The following is a 15,994-nucleotide window of genomic DNA, read 5'->3' as shown; positions in this document are numbered from 1 at the left end:
CGATGATCGCCTGGATCAAAAAAGTCGTTCTTTGGGCCTGGCGGATACTGAGCACGCCTGCCGCAACCCTCAGTCTAGGCTTCCTTACGCTTGGAGGCTTCGTTGGCGGGGTCATCTTCTGGGGCGCATTCAACACGGCGCTGGAACTTACTAACACTGAACCATTCTGCGCCTCCTGTCACGAGATGCGCGACAATGTTTATCAGGAGCTTACCCGCACCATTCATTTCTCCAACCGTTCCGGAGTTCGCGCATCCTGTCCCGATTGCCACGTGCCGCATCAATGGACAGACAAGATTGCCCGCAAGATGCAAGCCTCCAAGGAGGTCTGGGGCAAGATCTTCGGGACGATCAACACACGGCCAAAGTTTCTGGCAAAACGGCTTGAACTGGCGCAACATGAATGGGCACGCCTGAAGGCCAATGACAGCCTCGAGTGCCGGAACTGCCATTCGTCGACGGCGATGGATCTGCAGAAGCAGACGCAACGCGCCGCCGATATCCACACCCGCTATCTCTTGTCTGGCGGGGCAACCTGCATCGACTGCCACAAGGGCATCGCACACGAGCTTCCCAACATGGAGGGAATTGATCCAGGCTGGAAAATGCCAAAGGAGCTAGAAGGAAAGAAGATGGCGGGCCACTCTCCAATCGACGATCTCAGCCGAGCTTTGGAAGACGTTCACGCGGAAGCATTCTAAGCAATCATCTAAGTTTAAGTCGCGTAGGCATGTTTTTCAGCGCTGCGGCTCGCGCCTCGACGCGACATAAATCGCGGCAGCCGCCATCAGAATTCCAGCGGTCTGAAAAACACAAGCAGGATTGCAAAGCTGCAAGCCATCGAGACACCGGCGACAAGCTTATGTCGGCGCCGGATCGCCCCTTCGCGGCACCAGGCCTGCAGCGGCTTTCCGAGGCGGGGATGGGCAAGCAGCCAGCGTTCAAAGCGCGGGGAGGAACGGGAAAAGACCGCAGCTGCAAGGATCAGGAACGGTATCCTCGGCAGCAGCGGCGCGAAGATGGCGGCAATGCCGATTGTCACGAAACCCAAGCCGAGGACAGCAAGCAGCAGCCCGCATGGAATCTCCTTTCGTCAAACGGTTTTTGCGGTTCCATCGCTCGAAAGCGCCGCTCGTCCCGCCATTTCCCTTATCAAGATACCATAGAAGACATGAGGAGAATGGGATCGCGCCGCCTGTGGTTCCGGCTTGAGCGATCCCATTTCCCACCAATCCGAATGCCTCTGCAGCAGAGACCAGGCATGCAGACGCTCGCTGTGCAGCAGGTCGGTATCCGGGAACTCCTCATACTTTCCCATGACGATGACACTTTGCCAGCCGACGTTGCTGACATGATCAATCTGCAGGCAAACCTTATTGTTCGCCCGCATCCAATCAACTTTTTGCCCCGGCATCGAGAAGCTGTAAAGGATCCCTTTGTCGTAGGAGAAGTAGACTGGCACGATGTAGGGCTGATCATTGCTGCAACAGGCGAGGTGACCGTACCGTGACTGTTCAATCAATGATACGCATTCTGCCTGCGTCATATTCCGAAGCGACAGTGCCATGAGATTAACTCCCGTCAAACTGTACAGCCGTGGGCAGGGCGCCTAAAGGCGGCAGCCTATGGTGCCTGGACGACAATTCCGTAGCTCGGATCAATCCAGGCAAGCTGATCGCGCACCATCTTGACACCCGGGAAGTTCTCGGCTGCCACGATCGCAGCGCCGCGCTCGCGCTCGTCCAGCACCGATCCGCTGAGCGTCACGACACCATTCTTGACGTTGGCACGGATAAGGCCATTTTTGGCCCATGATTGAGCAGCCAGCTCTTTCGCAATCGCCGCAGCGATGGCTGCGTCGGATAGCGGTTGACCCGGTTCTACTGGCGGTTCACGCAGCGGCTTTAGAAAATCCGAGCGCGTAACGATGCCGACAAGCTGCCCATTCGCCACCACTGGCAAACGTTTTACCTTCGACTTTTCCATCAGGTCGGCTGCCTCGCCAAGCGTCATGTAGGGGGATGCCGTCTTAACCGGTGTGGACATGACTTCCTTGACTTTCCTAGCATGTGCCCGGACGTATTCCTCGGCAACCTTTCCGGGGCTGGCCAGCAGTGCCAGCCACCACGAGCGCTGGCGCTCGGTATCAAGCTCGCTGCGCCGTAGAAGATCGCTTTCGCTGATGAGACCAACGAGTGCGCCCTGCAAATCAACGACCGGCAGGCCGCTGATACGATTGCTCAACATGAGATTTGCTGCCTCAGCGACCGTCGCCGTCGATTGGATCGTAATAACCGTCGATGTCATAATAGAGTTGACGCGCATGGCTGTCCTCCCACCCATTGTTGGTGTCATGGGAAGTAGGTTACAGGGAAAGCCGATCCTCGACTTTGAGATGGATCAAAGCCCAAGACGCAAGTGGCATGAAAAAAGTGGGGCTGCAGGCGCCGCGCTGACTGTTGGTCAGAAACGAAGGTGTTTGCCCGACATCGTCACCAATTCGACGCTCGCCTCGCTGTAAGGGGCAAGCATGTCCGGGATCTGTTGCGGCGCCGCCAAGCTCATGGCGGTCGACAGTGCATCCGCGGTGGCCGCTTCTTTGGCGACGACGCTCACGCGCTGATAGAGCTGCGGGGCGGCTCCAGAGCGCGGATCGAGAATATGTCCGAAGCGGCCGGACACGTCGAAATGAAAACCGGCTGCGCTCGAAGTCGCCACGGCTTGATTGGTAATCTCTAGCACAGCAGCTGGTCTGATGCTGTCTTCCTGTGATGCAAGCCCGATGCGCCACGGACTGCCGTCCGCCTGAGCGCCGACTGCCCGATCCTCGCCCATGTTGACGAGACTGCTGGTGACGCCGGCATTGCGTAGAATATCGACGACCCGATCGGTTATGAAACCCTGGGCAACGCCGTTCAACGATATCGCCATGCCGGGGCGGGCAAAAGCAATCCGATCGCGGTTGAACCTGACGGCATCGAAGCCGATGCGCCCCAGCGACGCCTTCAAGTGCGCGGCCGGAGGCCCATCCGCATCGGCGCCCGGGACCGAGAAATGATGAGCATAAAGTTCCCAAAGAGGTTGGATTGTCGGATCGAACAAACCTTTGGTCGTCTGCCAATAGGTTTGGCACGCATCGAGAAGTGCGATCATTTCGGCCGGCGGCGCTGCCAGTCCGCCAACGCGGTTGAGCTCGCAGAGCGCAGAATCCCTGCGGTAGAGACTGAAGATCGTCTCGAGCCGCTCGACTTCTGCCACCACCTGCGCAATCAACGTTGCGGCGTGGCTGCGATTGTCGTCGTGGAGGATCAGCGTGGCCTGTGCCCCCAATGCCTGTCCCCTCCAAACGACGGCATCGACTGCTGCGCCGGCAGGATCGGCCGATCGAAGGAGCGGCAGGCCGGCAGCAGCGGCAAAGATCGCGATGGCGCGCCGGCGGGTAAAAAGACTAGCCACTGATCGCGCTCCCTTCCTCATTGTTCGTGTCGCCGTGTCCGGCTCCGGCACTTGTGTCGGCTCCCAGAACATAGCTCTCGGGGATCTCTTCGAAGCCGACGATCTTGCCGCCGTTCTTCACCGCGAACGCCGCCGCAGCCTCACGGCTCGAAAACGGGACGGTTTCGGCTGCGCCCATGCCACCGCGCAAGCTGCTATCGATCACATAGTGGGCGCCTCGGGCGTCGATCCAGTTGTCGTTGCCAGGATGCTCCCAGCTTGATGCGCGGCTCATGTCGGAGACGTAGATGGCCGCAATGTCCTTCGGTTCTTCCGGAAGCTTGGTGAATGCGACCGCGTCCCGCGAGGATGTGAACCACACGGGCTCGTCACGGCTTTGAAGAATGATCTGTCCCTTAGGCCCTGGATGCTCCAGAACAGTCATGCCGCAGTAGTGGTCGACGGCTTGTGACGTCAGCAGCATGGCTGGAGGTGCCGCAGTTTCGGTTTTCTCACAGCCTACAAGCAGCAGCACCGCGGTTATCATCGCAGCCAAATTTGTCCTTTTCATAATTCTCTCCTGGAGAAACGCAATGTGGCGAGCGTCAGTGGCACCAGCGTCCAGAGACCAAGCGCTAAAAGCAGCAGCGCGGGTGTCAGCGTCGCGTTTGCGGCAACGCCACTCATTCCTGAGAGCGATCCAGCCCCGCCGGAACTAAGATTGAGAAGACGGTAGGCATCCGTCGGGTTGATCACCAACAACACGTCGAGCAGCCCGCCTGGAATGCCGTGACCCTGCATCGCCACGAGCATGCCAAGCAGCGCCATGTCGTAAAGCATGACGAAGAACAGCCATATGCCGATGGCGATACCACCCGCGGTGCTGCGCTCGCCGACCGACGTACTCATCAAATACCCGATGGCGATGAAGACTGCGCCAAGCAATATCGATGAGCCGACCATTGACGCGAAGGCCCACCAGCTGCTGGCAGCGATTGCCGTTCCGGTCAAGGCAAGGGCTGCCGCTGCGGCGCCATAGCCGCAAAGCGTGGCAAAGGCAAGGATCGCGAGATGTCCTAGAAATTTGCCGAAAATCACCTGACGCCGCCCGAGCGGGTAGCTCAGCAGCAGCAGCATCGTTCCGCGCTCCATCTCACCGACGATTGCATCATGGGAGAGCAAGAGCGCGATCAACGGCACGAGGAAGATCGTCAGGCTTGAGAGGCTGACGATGACGATGTCGAGCCGATTGACCCCCACATGTCCGGTCGGCGCGCTGCCAAGGAATGACAGGGTGAGGGCCAGGGCGGCAAGAAGGATGGTCATGGCCAAGACCCAGCGATTTCGCATTCCCTCCTGAATTTCTTTGCCGGCGATGATCAGTATGTTCGTCATTGTCTCGTGCCCTGTCCGTTGAGAAAATGTGCATAGAGATCATCGAGCGTCGGCTCCATGATCGTCAGGCTTGCCACGGCTTGAGGATCGGCGGTGACGCAGGAAAGGGCAGCAATTTTCTGTTCGTGGTCGATATCGGCCTCAAGGAAGCCGTCCGCGGATCGCGTCCATGAGAAATTGCCTGTCGCCCGGTGACCACGTGCGGCATCGTGGCTCGGCTTGAATCGAATGCGCGTGGGCAGCCGGGCGATCTGCCGCAGGTCCTCAAGGGTTCCGTCGGCAATCTTGAGGCCGCCGTTGACGATGATCACACGGTCCGCCCGGTCCTCCAGCTCGGTGAGCGCGTGCGATGACAAAAGCACCGTTGTGCCTTTTGAGCGCAGCTCGGAGACGAGATCATAGAAATTTCGTCTGAGTGCCGGATCCAGCCCACTTGTCGGTTCATCAAGCAGCAGGATACGCGGCTCGCCGAGCAGGGCCTGCGCCAGGCCCAGTCTTTGCCGCATGCCTTTCGAATAGGTGCGGACCGGCCGATCGGCGGCGCCTTCAGCAAGACCAACGCGGTCGAAGAGGTCGTGCGTTGTTGTAAGCCGGATCCGCTTGAGACGGGCGTAAAATGCCAAGATCTCGCGGCCCGTGAGCGCAAGGTGAAATGATACGCTTTCCGGCAGGTAGCCGAGACGGCGGCGCACACCGGCATTGCCAGTCACCGGATCTTCGCCGAGAACGCGCACCTTGCCCGACGTCGGCCTAATCAGCCCCAGGATCAGCTTGATGATCGTGGTTTTTCCAGCACCGTTGTGGCCGACGAGCGCGATCGTCTCGCCTTCGCCCAGTGATAACGAAATGTCGCTGACTGCGGCGAACTTGCCATAGCTTTTGCTTGTTTGCGTCAAGCATACCGAAGTTGTCATGGTGTTTTGTCCTTCCTGTCGGGCGGAGCCATCAACGGCCGGCTATCGACAACACCGCCGGGCAATAGCGCAGGAAACTGGGATTGCGCCCATCGGATTACCTGGACCGCCGGGCTGCTTGTGAGGACCTTCGCCTGGGGAGAGGTCCATAGCACCTGGTCGATGATATCGTTGGGGCGATAGGGACTGTCGCCCAGGCCGTCACCATTGAGATCGAAAGCCGGGTTATCGCTCCAATAATTGCCTTGCCCGTTTTTCGACCAATCGAGATAGCGCGTGCCGACATATTTTACCTGGTTTCGATTGGCTATGAAGGCGTTGCCGGTAATGGCATTGCCCTCGGACCCGGCGGTGAAATGAATGCCGATCGAGCAGCCTTCGAAGACATTGTCGGTGAAGGTGTTCTTGTTGGCGTTATAAATGAAGACGCATTTCTCCGGTCCAAGCCGTTGTCCGGTTTCATCGACCCGGCCGGCCTGCTCGGCGATCTTCGGCAAGTCATTGTCGTCGGCCCGAGTGCCTCCCATCACCCAGCGATCGGCGGCCTGCAGGCGACCGCGCACCGTATTACCGGTGACCGTCGAGCCATTAGCAAAATTCAGCAGAAGTCCATGATCTCGATCGCCATCCGACATGTTGTTGACGATCTTCAGCCGGCTGGAAAACATGATTGCGTAACCGACGAGGTTACCGCTCGAGACGTTGTCGCTGATCTCGCTGTCATTGGTATACATGTAGTGGATGGCAAAGCGCAGATTGCGGAAACGATTGCCCTTGAAGACGTTTCGCTTGCTGGAGTTTGTCGCAATGCCGTCTCGTCCGAAGCTGATATTGTTGTCGATGACCTGAGCGCCGGGTGCATTCCACAGTGTCACGCCATTGCCCGCCTCACTCATACGGTCGCCATTCATGCCGACGATATGATTGCCGCGTGCGATCGCCTGCGCTGCGCCATGGAGGTAAACGCCCGTCAGATTGCCGATGATCCGGTTGTTTTCGATAAGCGCGCCCTTTGCCGAGGCAGCGACGAATACACCTGAATCCATACCAGCGAGGTCGCGGCCGGAACCGCGGATTTCCAGCCCGCGCACCACCGCTGCGGGCGCGGTGACCGTCACCACGCTGCCCTTGCCGGGGCCCAGAAGGATAGCGCCCGGCTCGCCTTCAAGTCTTACCGGCACATTGAGGCGCAACGGCCCTTCATACTGACCGGGTGTCAGCCGGATGACGTCACCTGCGGCGGAGGCATCCAGAACTGACTGAAGGGTACGGGCCTGCGCGCGGCCGATGGTATGTTCGGCCGCAGCAGCCGGAATGGCGGCCGAGGCCGCCGCCATTCCAAGTATCCCGATGGTGAGCAGATGCCGCATCACGCCTGCTTCGGCTCGACGAACATGCGGCCCTTCATTTCCATGTGCATGGCATGGCAGAACCAGGAGCAATAGTACCACCACACGCCTGGCCGGTCGGCCTTGAAGGTCACCGACGCGGTCGCCTGGGGTCCGACTTCCATGTTGATCCCGTAGTTGACGATGGCAAATCCATGCGTCAGATCTTCGACGTCGTCGATATTGGTCACATAGACCGTGACTTCGTCGCCTTCCCTGACGTTGAAGCTGTCCAGACCAAAAGCCGGTGCTGCCGACGTCATGTAGACGCGCACCTTGTTTCCGTCGCGGATCACCTGAGAGTCCGACAGAAGGTCGATTTTGTCGGCCTTTGCCTGTTTGACTGCGTCAGCGAAGAACGGGTCTTCGCGGTTCCACGTGCTGACCGGATTGATCTTTGAATTGTGGACGATCGTTGCATCATGCGGCTCGGCGAACGTCGGATTGTCGTGAACCAGGACCATCTGATCGCCGGAAATGTCGATGAGCTGATCATTTTCCGGCTTCAACGGTCCGACGTTGAGATACCGGTCCTTAGAAAACTTGTTCAGCGAGATCAGCCATTTGCCATCGGCCTCCTTGGTCTGTCCCATGGAGGTGTGGTTGTGGCCCGGCTGATACTGGACGTCGAGCTTCTGGCGGATCGGATCGACTTTCTCACCTTTGTAGGCGCGCTTGGCATCCTCGATGTTCCACTTGCAGACCTGGCTGTCGATGAAGAGCGTCGTATAGGCGTTGCCTTTGCCGTCATAGGCCGTGTGAAGCGGTCCAAGGCCGAGCTGCGGCTCGGCAACGACCGTATCGCGCGGTTTGATCTTGTCGGCAAACAGATCGTCGAACGTGCGAACGTCGAAGACTGTGACTGTGGGCGACAGCTTGCCGTTGGCTACAAGATGAATGCCGTCCGGAGCGGTGTTCATGCCATGCGGGCTGTTGGAGACCGGGATATAACGGGTATAGGGCGAGCCGTGGCGGCCATCGAGGACAGGTACGCCGCCCATTTCCTTGAATTCACCCTTCGCAACCGCCTCTTCAATGCGCTTGAGATCGAAAACCACGACCCAATCCTGCTCGCTGGCCATCATCTCCGGAAGGGTGACGCCTTCTTCCGAGTTGTAGCAGGTCGCAAAGGCATATTTGCCCTGATAGTCGGCATCGACGTTGTCGAGATTGCCATCGACCGAGATCTGCCAGGCGACCTTCATTGTCTCGCCGTCAACGGCCGTGAAGATCGCATGATACTGCTTGTGGTCGTCAAGCACCTTGCCGTCATTCGGGATCGGAACACGGTCCTCCCCATTGCAGAACACATAGCCGGTTTTAGGATATTTCTGCACACGCAGACCGTGAACGGTATGCTGATTGGGCAATTGAATGATCTTGTCGCACTTCATCACGTCGAGACGTATGCGGCAGACACGGGTATTTGCCTTGTCGTTGGCAAAAAGGTAGCGCCCGTCATAGGTGCCGTCGGTAAAGGACGGATGCGGGTGGTGCAGATCGCCGTTGAGATAAATACCACCGCGCTCGCCGAGAAATTCGATGGTTTCAGGCAGCAGACCTTCCGTCAGGACCTTGCGGCTTTCATTTGTGAGACCCCAACCGGTGGCGCTGCAGCGGTTGAAAACCGGAATGCGCATGAGCTCGCGCATCGAGGGCATGCCGACGACGCGGATTTCCCCCGAGTGGCCGCCCGACACGAAGACGTAGTATTCATCGAGTTCACCGGGCTTGACCTCATAGGCAAGGCCGTCTGCGGCACGTGCCGGTGTCGCCATGGCGCCCGACAGCGTCAACGCACCGCCAACACTTGCAGCACCCGCTGCCGCGGCAAAGGCCGTCGTTCCCAAAAGCTGGCGCCGGTTCAGGCGCGGTTGTCTATCATCAATTGCCACTTCGTCTCTCCTTGGTTGTTCGGGTTATGCCGGCTGATCCGGCACGGCATCAGGACTCTTGATAGGATCGCCCTTGTAGGTGACCTCCACCTTGGGTCGCTTTTGCGGTGTCTCGCCGCGGGAAGCAGGGGTGGAAAGAGCCATGAATTTCTCGCGTTTGAGCCGTACCTGGATCATGTGCGGACAGCGCTGGTCGTCCTGGTACAGTTCCTGGCAATGCATGCAGTAAATGCACTCATTGACGTTGATAGTGCCTTCGGGATGGATTGCCTGTACCGGACATTCCTTGGCGCAGCGCTGGCACGGCGAGCCGCATTCCGACCATCTCTTCAGCCACTCGAACATCCGGATACGGCCCGGAATGGCGAGTGCTGCGCCGAGTGGGCAGAGGTACCGACAGTAGAAACGTTCGATGAACAACCCAGCCCCCAGCAGCACGGTTGCAAAAAGCAGGAAAGGCCACTGCCGAGCAAATTTGAGGATGATCACGGTCTTGAACGGCTCGACCTCGGCGGCCGTTTCGGCAAGCGCCATCGAATAGAACGACAATCCGAAAAGTCCGAGGAAGATGATGTACTTGACCGGCCAAAGGCGCTCATGCAGGCCCCAGGGCAGCTTTAGCTGAGGGACTTTGAGCGTCTTCGCGACAGTGTTCGTGAGTTCCTGCAACGCTCCGAAAGGGCATAGCCAACCGCAGAAGGGGCCGCGTCCCCAAAACAGGAGCCCGGCGGCCACCGAGGCCCAGAGAATAAAGACCAGCGGCGCAGCAAGAAAGAACTCCCAGTTGAATCCAGTTGCAAGCGAGTTGGCAAAGGTCAGCACATTCACGACGGACAGCTGGGCATTGGCATACCAACCAAGCCAGACCAGCGTGAACAGCAGATAGCCATTGCGCACCCATGCAAAGAGCTTCGGGCGTCGCACCAACCAGTCCTGGAAAAAGAAAATGGCGGTCAGGACCAAGAGTGCACCGATCGTGATGGCAATCGAGCCTCGATTCATCTGCCAGATGCTGATCCAGAGAGCCTGGCCCGCATCATCAACTTCCGCTACCGAAGCCACAGGCCGATCTGCGGGCGCTGCGGCGGCAACTGATGGCGGGGGCGCTGCTGCCCGCTTGACGGAGACGTAATTGTCCGGCAGCGTATAGCCCAGATTGTAGGGCAAGGCTGCTTTGTCGCGACCGCTGGCGCTGCGTTGGACGAGCAGTTGAAGCTCAAACGGTGCCGTCACGTCGAAAGGGAAGTCACTTGGAACGATGAAAAGTGCGATCTCGCGCAAACGTGGCGCACCCTCGGCGGCAAGCGACGCTATTCTCGTGTGGTCATGATCGTGAAACCGCACGCCCTGGCCGTCCTGGAGCAGTTCAATCCGATCGAAGATGCCGCCACGGACATAACCTGAACCCTTGAAGGAATAGGCACCGTCGCCGGCAACGATCAGCGCGGACTGGTCGGGTTTTAGCTTGCCACGCAAGCGCTGGTAGACTGTGTCGCCGAGCAGGCTGCGGCCGATCGCAGGAACGCTGACTGGCGCGATGAAAAGGTCGATGAAACGGTTTTCCGGCTTTGGATCTTCAGGATGCGCGGCAGCTTCTGGTCGTTTCGCGGCCAGAAAGGCCTGCGAAACTTCGCCCACCGTAAGCCGCAGACTGCGCACAGATCCATCGCCGATCAAAGTCTGCCAGTTATGGGTCCCGGTCTTTGCTTCATCGACTTTCCGTGTATCGGCGACTGTGAGCGCGGCACCTTGCGACACACTGCCATCAAGCCGGCGACTGCGGATGAGTTTGACGGCCGATCGCACGACACTGTCGCCCATCACCAGGACGGTGACGGTGGCGCCGCTGACGATATCGACCTGAGGCGGCCTTTCTTGCCCTGCCGCCACACGCCCGAGATCCTTGCCAATAATCGAATTCAAGGCGGCGACGACCCTCGCCTGTGGTATGCCGATCAGGACGATCGGCTCCTTATGATCGATGAGCTTGATGCCTTTGACGACACCGGCCGGATCGATGCCGACGATGATGTGGATCGGTTTGCCGGAATAACCCGTCGATGCCGTGAAGTCGGAATTGAGGTAGGCGTAGCCCACCATATCGTTGCCGCGGAATACCGGCGCGATCGGCGGCTCTCCCTGGAGGGCGCCGAAACGATCGGCTCCTGCAAAGAGCTCCGACGGCTGCACATTCGGCAAATAGGCCGACAACTGGTCGCCGCAAAAAGCCGGCACGGCAGAAAGAAGAGCCAGACACAGGTAAATCAGCCCTCGGACGATGCGCTGGTGGGACCATCTGAAAATCGGAAAAGACATGGTGCCGTTGCTGCCTGCAGAATCTCGGTGATCAGTTGGCAGCAACCTAGTTGCCTGACGGCATCATTCTTTGATCAAGGTCAAACTCTTGGATTTTCTCTCCTGCTAATGCAGTTGCGACGACAGCCGCCGCAGGGCGCTTTTGAGACGCAACAGGAGGATATGCCCATGCAGAGATTGAGCGCCGAGCCAAGACCCATCCAATCGATGTTGGATCTGCTGACGACCGCGCGGTCGATGGAGCAGGAAGCGGTTGCCGGCTACCAAGCATTGTCCGAACGCATGCTCAAGGATGGAAAAGCCGAGCTTGCTTCCGTTTTTGACAGGCTTGCCGCCGAGGAGCAGGGCCATCTCGGCATGATCGAGCAATGGTCGGCTCAAACGGGTATTCCCTTCGAGACGGCGCCTCTCCCGGATCAGCACGGACTCTTTGACGATGAGGGTGCGGGTATTGTCGCGCCGCAAATGCTGAGCGCCTATCGGGCGTTCTCGATTGCGGTACGCAATGAGGAACGCGCCTTCGTTTTCTGGACCTATGTTGCTGCCCACGCGCCGACGCCGGAGATGCGATCAGCCGCCGAGCGCATGGCACGGGAAGAGCTCGGACATGTCGCCACGCTTCGCCAGGAACGACGTCGTGCGTTCCACGCTCTGAGGCGCTCGGAGGCGACCGTCGTCAAAAGCATCGCGTTTTTGGAGGAACGGCTGACCGGTGCCCTGGACGGGCAGTTTTCGACAGTGGAGGCGGCCGACATTGCTGAAGTCATTGTGCTCGCGCGTCAGGCACGGGCACGTGCTGGCGCTGTCCGGTTCTGGCCTTTCGCGGGTCCAATGACGGTTGCCATGCCACGAAACGGCGAGGCGCCGAACCTTCCCGGATTGAGCGAGCTTCTGCTTGACTGTTATCTCGACATTGCGGAGAGCTGCAAAGATCAGGCGGGGCGTGATCTGGCTCAGAAGTTCGCGGGCGAACTTATTCACTGCCTGTCTGTGGTGCGGCGTCTAGAGATGCTATCATGACGAGGCTGCGGAAAGAGGATCCAGTATGCAGATAACGCGCGACGACAATGGTGACTTTGTTCTGGATCCCACGGAGCTCTCCACGCGATTCGGCCTCTCTAGAGCCGAGTTCAAGCGAAATCTGCAGATGGGTTTGGTTGCAAGTACTGTGGAAATTGGAGAGGGCGACGATTCGGGGCTGCGGCGGCTAAGCCTCAGGATCGGCAACCGCATTTGGCGCGCGCTCCTGGACGAGTCAAATACTGTCCTTTCCGAAGAGATGACCTTTGCCCGGGCTGGCTCTGTGAAAAGGACCGGCCGCCGGATCCTTGGGTAAATACGGGTGTTCGCCAGGTACTCGCCCTCATCGCTCAATCTTGCTTTGGGCTATCTCGTCAGGGTCAGAAGAGACTTTGTGCTCCTCTGAGATCCCCTTCTTGAAAGCTTTGATCCCCTGTGCGACGTCACCCATCAATGTTGGGATCTTGCCGCGGCCGAAGAGCAGCAGAACGATCACCATTACAATCAGCCAATGCCATGCGCTGAACGAACCCATTGCAAAACTCCTAACTCCTGGCAATTGCACCGAGCGCGGCGAGATTGCCTCACTGACCTCCAGGTCCCTTGAGCAAAATATATGGCGTTCAGCCGCTGGAATATTTGACATATCTCAAGAGCGGGCATAGCGCCGATTTCGCGCTAAACAAATGCCGAGGTAGGACGAAGCCTGAACGCTGTCACGCCGCTTGCTGTTTTCCAGATAGGTTGAGAGGTTTTCCGGTCGGTTGTCTTCGCGGCACGATCCCAAAGGATAAGGTGACGAGCGGAAGATCGACCTTCTCGGCCTCGAGGATACGATCGACACCTCCTCGGCGGCCGGCGAACTGATCTTCACGTATATTTAGGGGATCGCACATTTTTGAGCGGCGGCTGATCTCAGAGCTAACAAAGGATGGTGCCGGTTAGGCGTCAACGGCCCCGCTTAGTGCAATTCGCTTTTCGACCCATCTCTGATCAACCCGACAATCGTTCGACTGCCCGTATCGGCGGGCCGCGCAGCCCCGGTAATCAATGACGGCCAAGTGCCATAAGGCTTCTGGCTGGATCTATAGCGTTGTGTCATGCGGACATCGCAATTGCCGGCGCTTCCCATGTCAGGTGTTCAACCGAGATCTATTCCATGTATGTTGATGTTTTTCCAGTCAGTGATAACGTTAGCAACATTACTTCTCATAAATGAACATGAACGCTCAGATGATCACCGCTGCCCAGCTTCGTGCCGCCCGCGCCCTTCTCGACATCGACCAGAAAACCATGGCAGCGATGGCTGGCGTTTCTGTGCCAACTATCCAGCGCATGGAGGCGAGCGCCGGGAATGTGCGGGGAGTGATCGATTCCTTGGTCAAGGTGGTCGAGGCGCTCGACCGCGCCGGCATCGAGCTGATTGGCGAGCATGCCGTCAGCGGCGATGGCGGGCGCGGGGTTCGCCTCAAACACTCTGTGAACTCGGGCTGAATCTAAGGTTTTCCGTGTAGCGGCGCCGACCGCCTGGTGGCCGACGATCCGCCTCTGTTGTGGCAAGCGAAAGGTTGGTCATGGCCGCTCGAACAGTTGAACCCAGCTTTGTTGACATGTTTACGCCCAAACTTGTCACTGTTCTCCACGAGCGCTACGGCCTCGCGGATCTAAAAGCTGATGCCATTTCCGGTCTGACTGTCGCCATCGTCGCACTGCCGCTGTCGATGGCGATCGCGATCGCCTCCGGCGTCACGCCCGATCGCGGGCTCTACACGTCAATCATCGGTGGCTTCATCGTATCCGTGCTTGGTGGCAGCCGCTTTCAGATTGCCGGACCGGCCGGCGCGTTCATCGTGCTCGTGTCCGCGACTGTGGCGCAGCACGGGCTCGACGGCCTTCTCCTGGCGACGATGATCTCGGGAGTGATGCTGATGGCGATCGGATTGCTGCGGCTCGGGACGTTTATCAAGTACATTCCCTATCCGGTGACGGTCGGGTTCACTTCCGGCATCGCGATCATCATTTTTGCAAGTCAGCTCAAGGAATTGCTCGGCCTTACGCTCGACCAGGAGCCCGGGCCGCTGCTGCCGAAGCTTCTGGCGATCGGCAGCGCTTTGGCGACGTTCAACATCTCAGCAATTGTCGTCGCGGCCCTGACGATCGGCATCATCGTCGTCGTACGCCGGTTCCGCGCGCACTGGCCCGCTTTCATCATCGCGGTGGCGGCCGCAGCCAGCGCGTCCGCCGTGCTCGGCTTGCCCGTCGAAACTGTCGGCACCCGCTTTGGCGGCATTCCACAGTCGCTTCCAATGCCGCAGCTACCGCCGCTCTCCTGGGCGAAAGTGGTCGAAGTCCTCCCCTCCGCGTTTTCCTTTGCGCTGCTCGGCTGCATCGAGAGCCTGCTCTCGGCGGTCGTGGCGGACTCAATGAGCGGCCGGCGGCATCGTTCCAACTGCGAGTTGGTGGCCCAAGGCGTGGCCAACATCGCCGCTCCGCTCTTTGGCGGTTTCTGCGTGACCGGCAACATCGCCCGCACGGCAACCAATGTCCGCTCCGGCGCTCGCGGTCCGGTCTCGGGCATGCTTCATTCGGTCTTTCTGCTGCTGTTCATGCTGATCGCCGCGCCACTTGCCGCATACGTCCCTCTGGCGGCTCTGGCAGGGGTACTGGCGGTGGTCGCCTGGAACATGGCAGAAAAGCATGAATTCTCGACCCTCCTGCGCGCCTCGCGCGGCGACGCCGTGGTGCTGCTGGCCACCTTCCTGCTGGTTGTGTTTCGCGACCTGACAGAGGGGATTCTGGTCGGGTTCGCTCTGGGCACGCTGCTTTTTCTGCACCGTATGGCGGAGGCCGTCGAAGTCGAACGTACATGGCCGGTCGCGGAACTGGATAAGCCCGACACGATGAATGGCAACGGACGCAAGCCTTACGAGGCGGATCTGGCAACCGATCCGGACATTGTGGTTTGCAGGATATCTGGGGCATTCTTCTTCGGTGCGGCGGCGGGGGTCGGGGCAGCGCTCGAACGTATCGGTGAGCATCCCAAAGCCTATGTCATTGATTTCTCGGGTGTGCCGATTCTCGACTCGACCGGCGCCGCCACTATTGAAGGGTTTGTGCGTAACGCTTACCATCAAGGCGCTGCCGTTCACATTGGCGGCGCATCATCGTCGGTCCGGCGCGTCCTTCTGGTACACGGCATGCGACCGCCGCGGGTGCGTTTCAAGAGAACATTGGCTGACGCAGTGACTGCGGCGCGCGCAGGAATACTGCAAGGGGCACAGAAGACAGGGAGGCAACAGGATAGTTGAACGCATCCGATCATCGACTGGCGAGATTCACCGAGAATGAAGAAACTGTGCGCATGCTGGTGGCGACGGACTCACGCTTCAACAAGCCCGGTGACGAATATCGCACCATAACCGACCCCAGGCATGAACTCGAGGCAGAGGTGGCGCGCCTCAAGGACCGCCCAACCTGGCTGGGAGGGGAACTGTTGGCGCATCGAAGGACATCAGCCGCGATAGCTGTCGTCGCCGACACGCTCATGCCGGCGGCAAGACCGTCACGGACTTCCTGCTTCTGCTTGTCGTTGAGGCGTGTGGGACGACCGAGGCCCAGCGCCGCCACGCTC

General features: G+C 59.1%; 16 protein-coding genes and 1 pseudogene. 6 read left to right on the top strand and 11 right to left on the bottom strand.

Going from position 1 to position 15,994, the window contains the following annotated elements; all coding sequences use genetic code 11:
• The first annotated feature begins 5 nt into the window (after positions 1–5).
• Positions 6–701, top strand: coding sequence for a NapC/NirT family cytochrome c (locus tag RGR602_RS33520; protein WP_040116711.1), 696 nt, complete (start codon positions 6–8; stop codon positions 699–701).
• A gap of 86 nt (positions 702–787) precedes the next feature.
• On the opposite strand, the gene RGR602_RS33515 is transcribed toward RGR602_RS33520, so the two are convergent.
• The 10 genes from RGR602_RS33515 to RGR602_RS33470 form a co-directional block, all read right to left on the bottom strand.
• A complete protein-coding gene (locus RGR602_RS33515) occupies positions 788–1,069 on the bottom strand; it encodes a YbaN family protein (RefSeq protein ID WP_223844165.1) in 282 nt (93 codons plus the stop codon).
• A gap of 24 nt (positions 1,070–1,093) precedes the next feature.
• A complete protein-coding gene (locus RGR602_RS33510) occupies positions 1,094–1,567 on the bottom strand; it encodes a pyridoxamine 5'-phosphate oxidase family protein (protein ID WP_040116208.1) in 474 nt (157 codons plus the stop codon).
• 56 nt (positions 1,568–1,623) lie between these two features.
• Positions 1,624–2,325 carry a CBS domain-containing protein gene (locus tag RGR602_RS33505; RefSeq protein ID WP_040116207.1) on the bottom strand — a complete coding sequence of 234 codons (702 nt, stop codon included), beginning with the start codon at positions 2,323–2,325 and terminating at the stop codon, positions 1,624–1,626.
• 138 nt (positions 2,326–2,463) lie between these two features.
• Positions 2,464–3,456, bottom strand: coding sequence for an FAD:protein FMN transferase (locus RGR602_RS33500; RefSeq protein ID WP_040116206.1), 993 nt, complete (start codon positions 3,454–3,456; stop codon positions 2,464–2,466).
• Complete coding sequence (locus RGR602_RS33495; RefSeq protein ID WP_040116205.1) at positions 3,449–4,006, bottom strand: nitrous oxide reductase accessory protein NosL; 558 nt, start codon at positions 4,004–4,006, stop codon at positions 3,449–3,451. Before RGR602_RS33495 ends, RGR602_RS33500 begins: the two co-directional genes overlap by 8 nt.
• The gene (locus tag RGR602_RS33490; RefSeq protein ID WP_040116204.1) at positions 4,003–4,830 is read right to left on the bottom strand and encodes an ABC transporter permease subunit; all 828 of its coding nucleotides are present in this window, start codon (positions 4,828–4,830) and stop codon (positions 4,003–4,005) included. The genes RGR602_RS33495 and RGR602_RS33490 overlap by 4 nt, the downstream gene beginning before the upstream one ends.
• Positions 4,827–5,744, bottom strand: a complete 918-nt coding sequence (locus RGR602_RS33485) for an ABC transporter ATP-binding protein (RefSeq protein WP_040116203.1) — start codon at positions 5,742–5,744, stop codon at positions 4,827–4,829. Before RGR602_RS33485 ends, RGR602_RS33490 begins: the two co-directional genes overlap by 4 nt.
• Complete coding sequence (locus RGR602_RS33480; RefSeq protein WP_082046753.1) at positions 5,741–7,114, bottom strand: nitrous oxide reductase family maturation protein NosD; 1,374 nt, start codon at positions 7,112–7,114, stop codon at positions 5,741–5,743. Before RGR602_RS33480 ends, RGR602_RS33485 begins: the two co-directional genes overlap by 4 nt.
• Positions 7,114–9,027: a TAT-dependent nitrous-oxide reductase gene (nosZ, locus tag RGR602_RS33475; protein ID WP_040116202.1), complete on the bottom strand. Its 1,914-nt coding sequence runs from the start codon at positions 9,025–9,027 to the stop codon at positions 7,114–7,116. The genes RGR602_RS33480 and nosZ overlap by 1 nt, the downstream gene beginning before the upstream one ends.
• 24 nt (positions 9,028–9,051) lie before the next feature.
• The gene (locus RGR602_RS33470; protein ID WP_040116201.1) at positions 9,052–11,343 is read right to left on the bottom strand and encodes a NosR/NirI family protein; all 2,292 of its coding nucleotides are present in this window, start codon (positions 11,341–11,343) and stop codon (positions 9,052–9,054) included.
• A gap of 168 nt (positions 11,344–11,511) precedes the next feature.
• Between RGR602_RS33470 and RGR602_RS33465 the strand changes: the two genes are divergently transcribed.
• Together RGR602_RS33465 and RGR602_RS37985 are read left to right on the top strand one after the other, a co-directional pair.
• The gene (locus tag RGR602_RS33465; RefSeq protein ID WP_223844099.1) at positions 11,512–12,363 is read left to right on the top strand and encodes a ferritin-like domain-containing protein; all 852 of its coding nucleotides are present in this window, start codon (positions 11,512–11,514) and stop codon (positions 12,361–12,363) included.
• Between the two features lie 25 nt (positions 12,364–12,388).
• Positions 12,389–12,679 (top strand): DUF6522 family protein, encoded by a 291-nt coding sequence (locus RGR602_RS37985; RefSeq protein WP_040116199.1) that lies wholly within the window; start codon positions 12,389–12,391, stop codon positions 12,677–12,679.
• Between the two features lie 27 nt (positions 12,680–12,706).
• On the opposite strand, the gene RGR602_RS33455 is transcribed toward RGR602_RS37985, so the two are convergent.
• On the bottom strand, positions 12,707–12,898 hold the full coding sequence (locus tag RGR602_RS33455; protein ID WP_040116198.1) for a twin-arginine translocase TatA/TatE family subunit: 192 nt from the start codon (positions 12,896–12,898) through the stop codon (positions 12,707–12,709).
• 268 nt (positions 12,899–13,166) lie between these two features.
• Between RGR602_RS33455 and RGR602_RS39985 the strand changes: the two are divergent.
• The 3 genes and pseudogenes from RGR602_RS39985 to RGR602_RS33445 form a co-directional block, all read left to right on the top strand.
• Positions 13,167–13,299: pseudogene (locus RGR602_RS39985) on the top strand (recombinase family protein); the annotation flags it as partial.
• A gap of 297 nt (positions 13,300–13,596) precedes the next feature.
• Positions 13,597–13,857: a helix-turn-helix domain-containing protein gene (locus RGR602_RS33450; RefSeq protein ID WP_040116708.1), complete on the top strand. Its 261-nt coding sequence runs from the start codon at positions 13,597–13,599 to the stop codon at positions 13,855–13,857.
• 80 nt (positions 13,858–13,937) lie between these two features.
• Entirely contained in the window at positions 13,938–15,671 is a 1,734-nt protein-coding gene (locus tag RGR602_RS33445) for a SulP family inorganic anion transporter (RefSeq protein WP_040116197.1), read from the top strand.
• The last annotated feature ends 323 nt before the right edge of the window (positions 15,672–15,994 follow it).

It is taken from the genome of Rhizobium gallicum bv. gallicum R602sp (assembly GCF_000816845.1).
Taxonomy (GTDB): Bacteria; Pseudomonadota; Alphaproteobacteria; order Rhizobiales; family Rhizobiaceae; genus Rhizobium; species Rhizobium gallicum.
The sequence above is the reverse complement of the archived record's forward strand: the minus strand, read 5'-3'. Positions and strand labels throughout refer to the sequence as shown.

Bases quoted from the DNA above. Each gene is read 5' to 3' on its own strand.
- RGR602_RS33495 (WP_040116205.1), bottom strand. From the start codon at position 4,006: ATGAAAAGGACAAATTTGGCTGCGATGATAACCGCGGTGCTGCTGCTT.
- RGR602_RS33490 (WP_040116204.1), bottom strand. From the start codon at position 4,830: ATGACGAACATACTGATCATCGCCGGCAAAGAAATTCAGGAGGGAATG.
- RGR602_RS37985 (WP_040116199.1), top strand. From the start codon at position 12,389: ATGCAGATAACGCGCGACGACAATGGTGACTTTGTTCTGGATCCCACG.
- RGR602_RS33465 (WP_223844099.1), top strand. From the start codon at position 11,512: ATGCAGAGATTGAGCGCCGAGCCAAGACCCATCCAATCGATGTTGGAT.
- RGR602_RS33470 (WP_040116201.1), bottom strand. From the start codon at position 11,343: ATGTCTTTTCCGATTTTCAGATGGTCCCACCAGCGCATCGTCCGAGGG.
- RGR602_RS33445 (WP_040116197.1), top strand. From the start codon at position 13,938: ATGGCCGCTCGAACAGTTGAACCCAGCTTTGTTGACATGTTTACGCCC.
- RGR602_RS33510 (WP_040116208.1), bottom strand. From the start codon at position 1,567: ATGGCACTGTCGCTTCGGAATATGACGCAGGCAGAATGCGTATCATTG.
- RGR602_RS33485 (WP_040116203.1), bottom strand. From the start codon at position 5,744: ATGACAACTTCGGTATGCTTGACGCAAACAAGCAAAAGCTATGGCAAG.
- RGR602_RS33455 (WP_040116198.1), bottom strand. From the start codon at position 12,898: ATGGGTTCGTTCAGCGCATGGCATTGGCTGATTGTAATGGTGATCGTT.
- RGR602_RS33505 (WP_040116207.1), bottom strand. From the start codon at position 2,325: ATGCGCGTCAACTCTATTATGACATCGACGGTTATTACGATCCAATCG.
- RGR602_RS33450 (WP_040116708.1), top strand. From the start codon at position 13,597: ATGATCACCGCTGCCCAGCTTCGTGCCGCCCGCGCCCTTCTCGACATC.
- RGR602_RS33480 (WP_082046753.1), bottom strand. From the start codon at position 7,114: ATGCGGCATCTGCTCACCATCGGGATACTTGGAATGGCGGCGGCCTCG.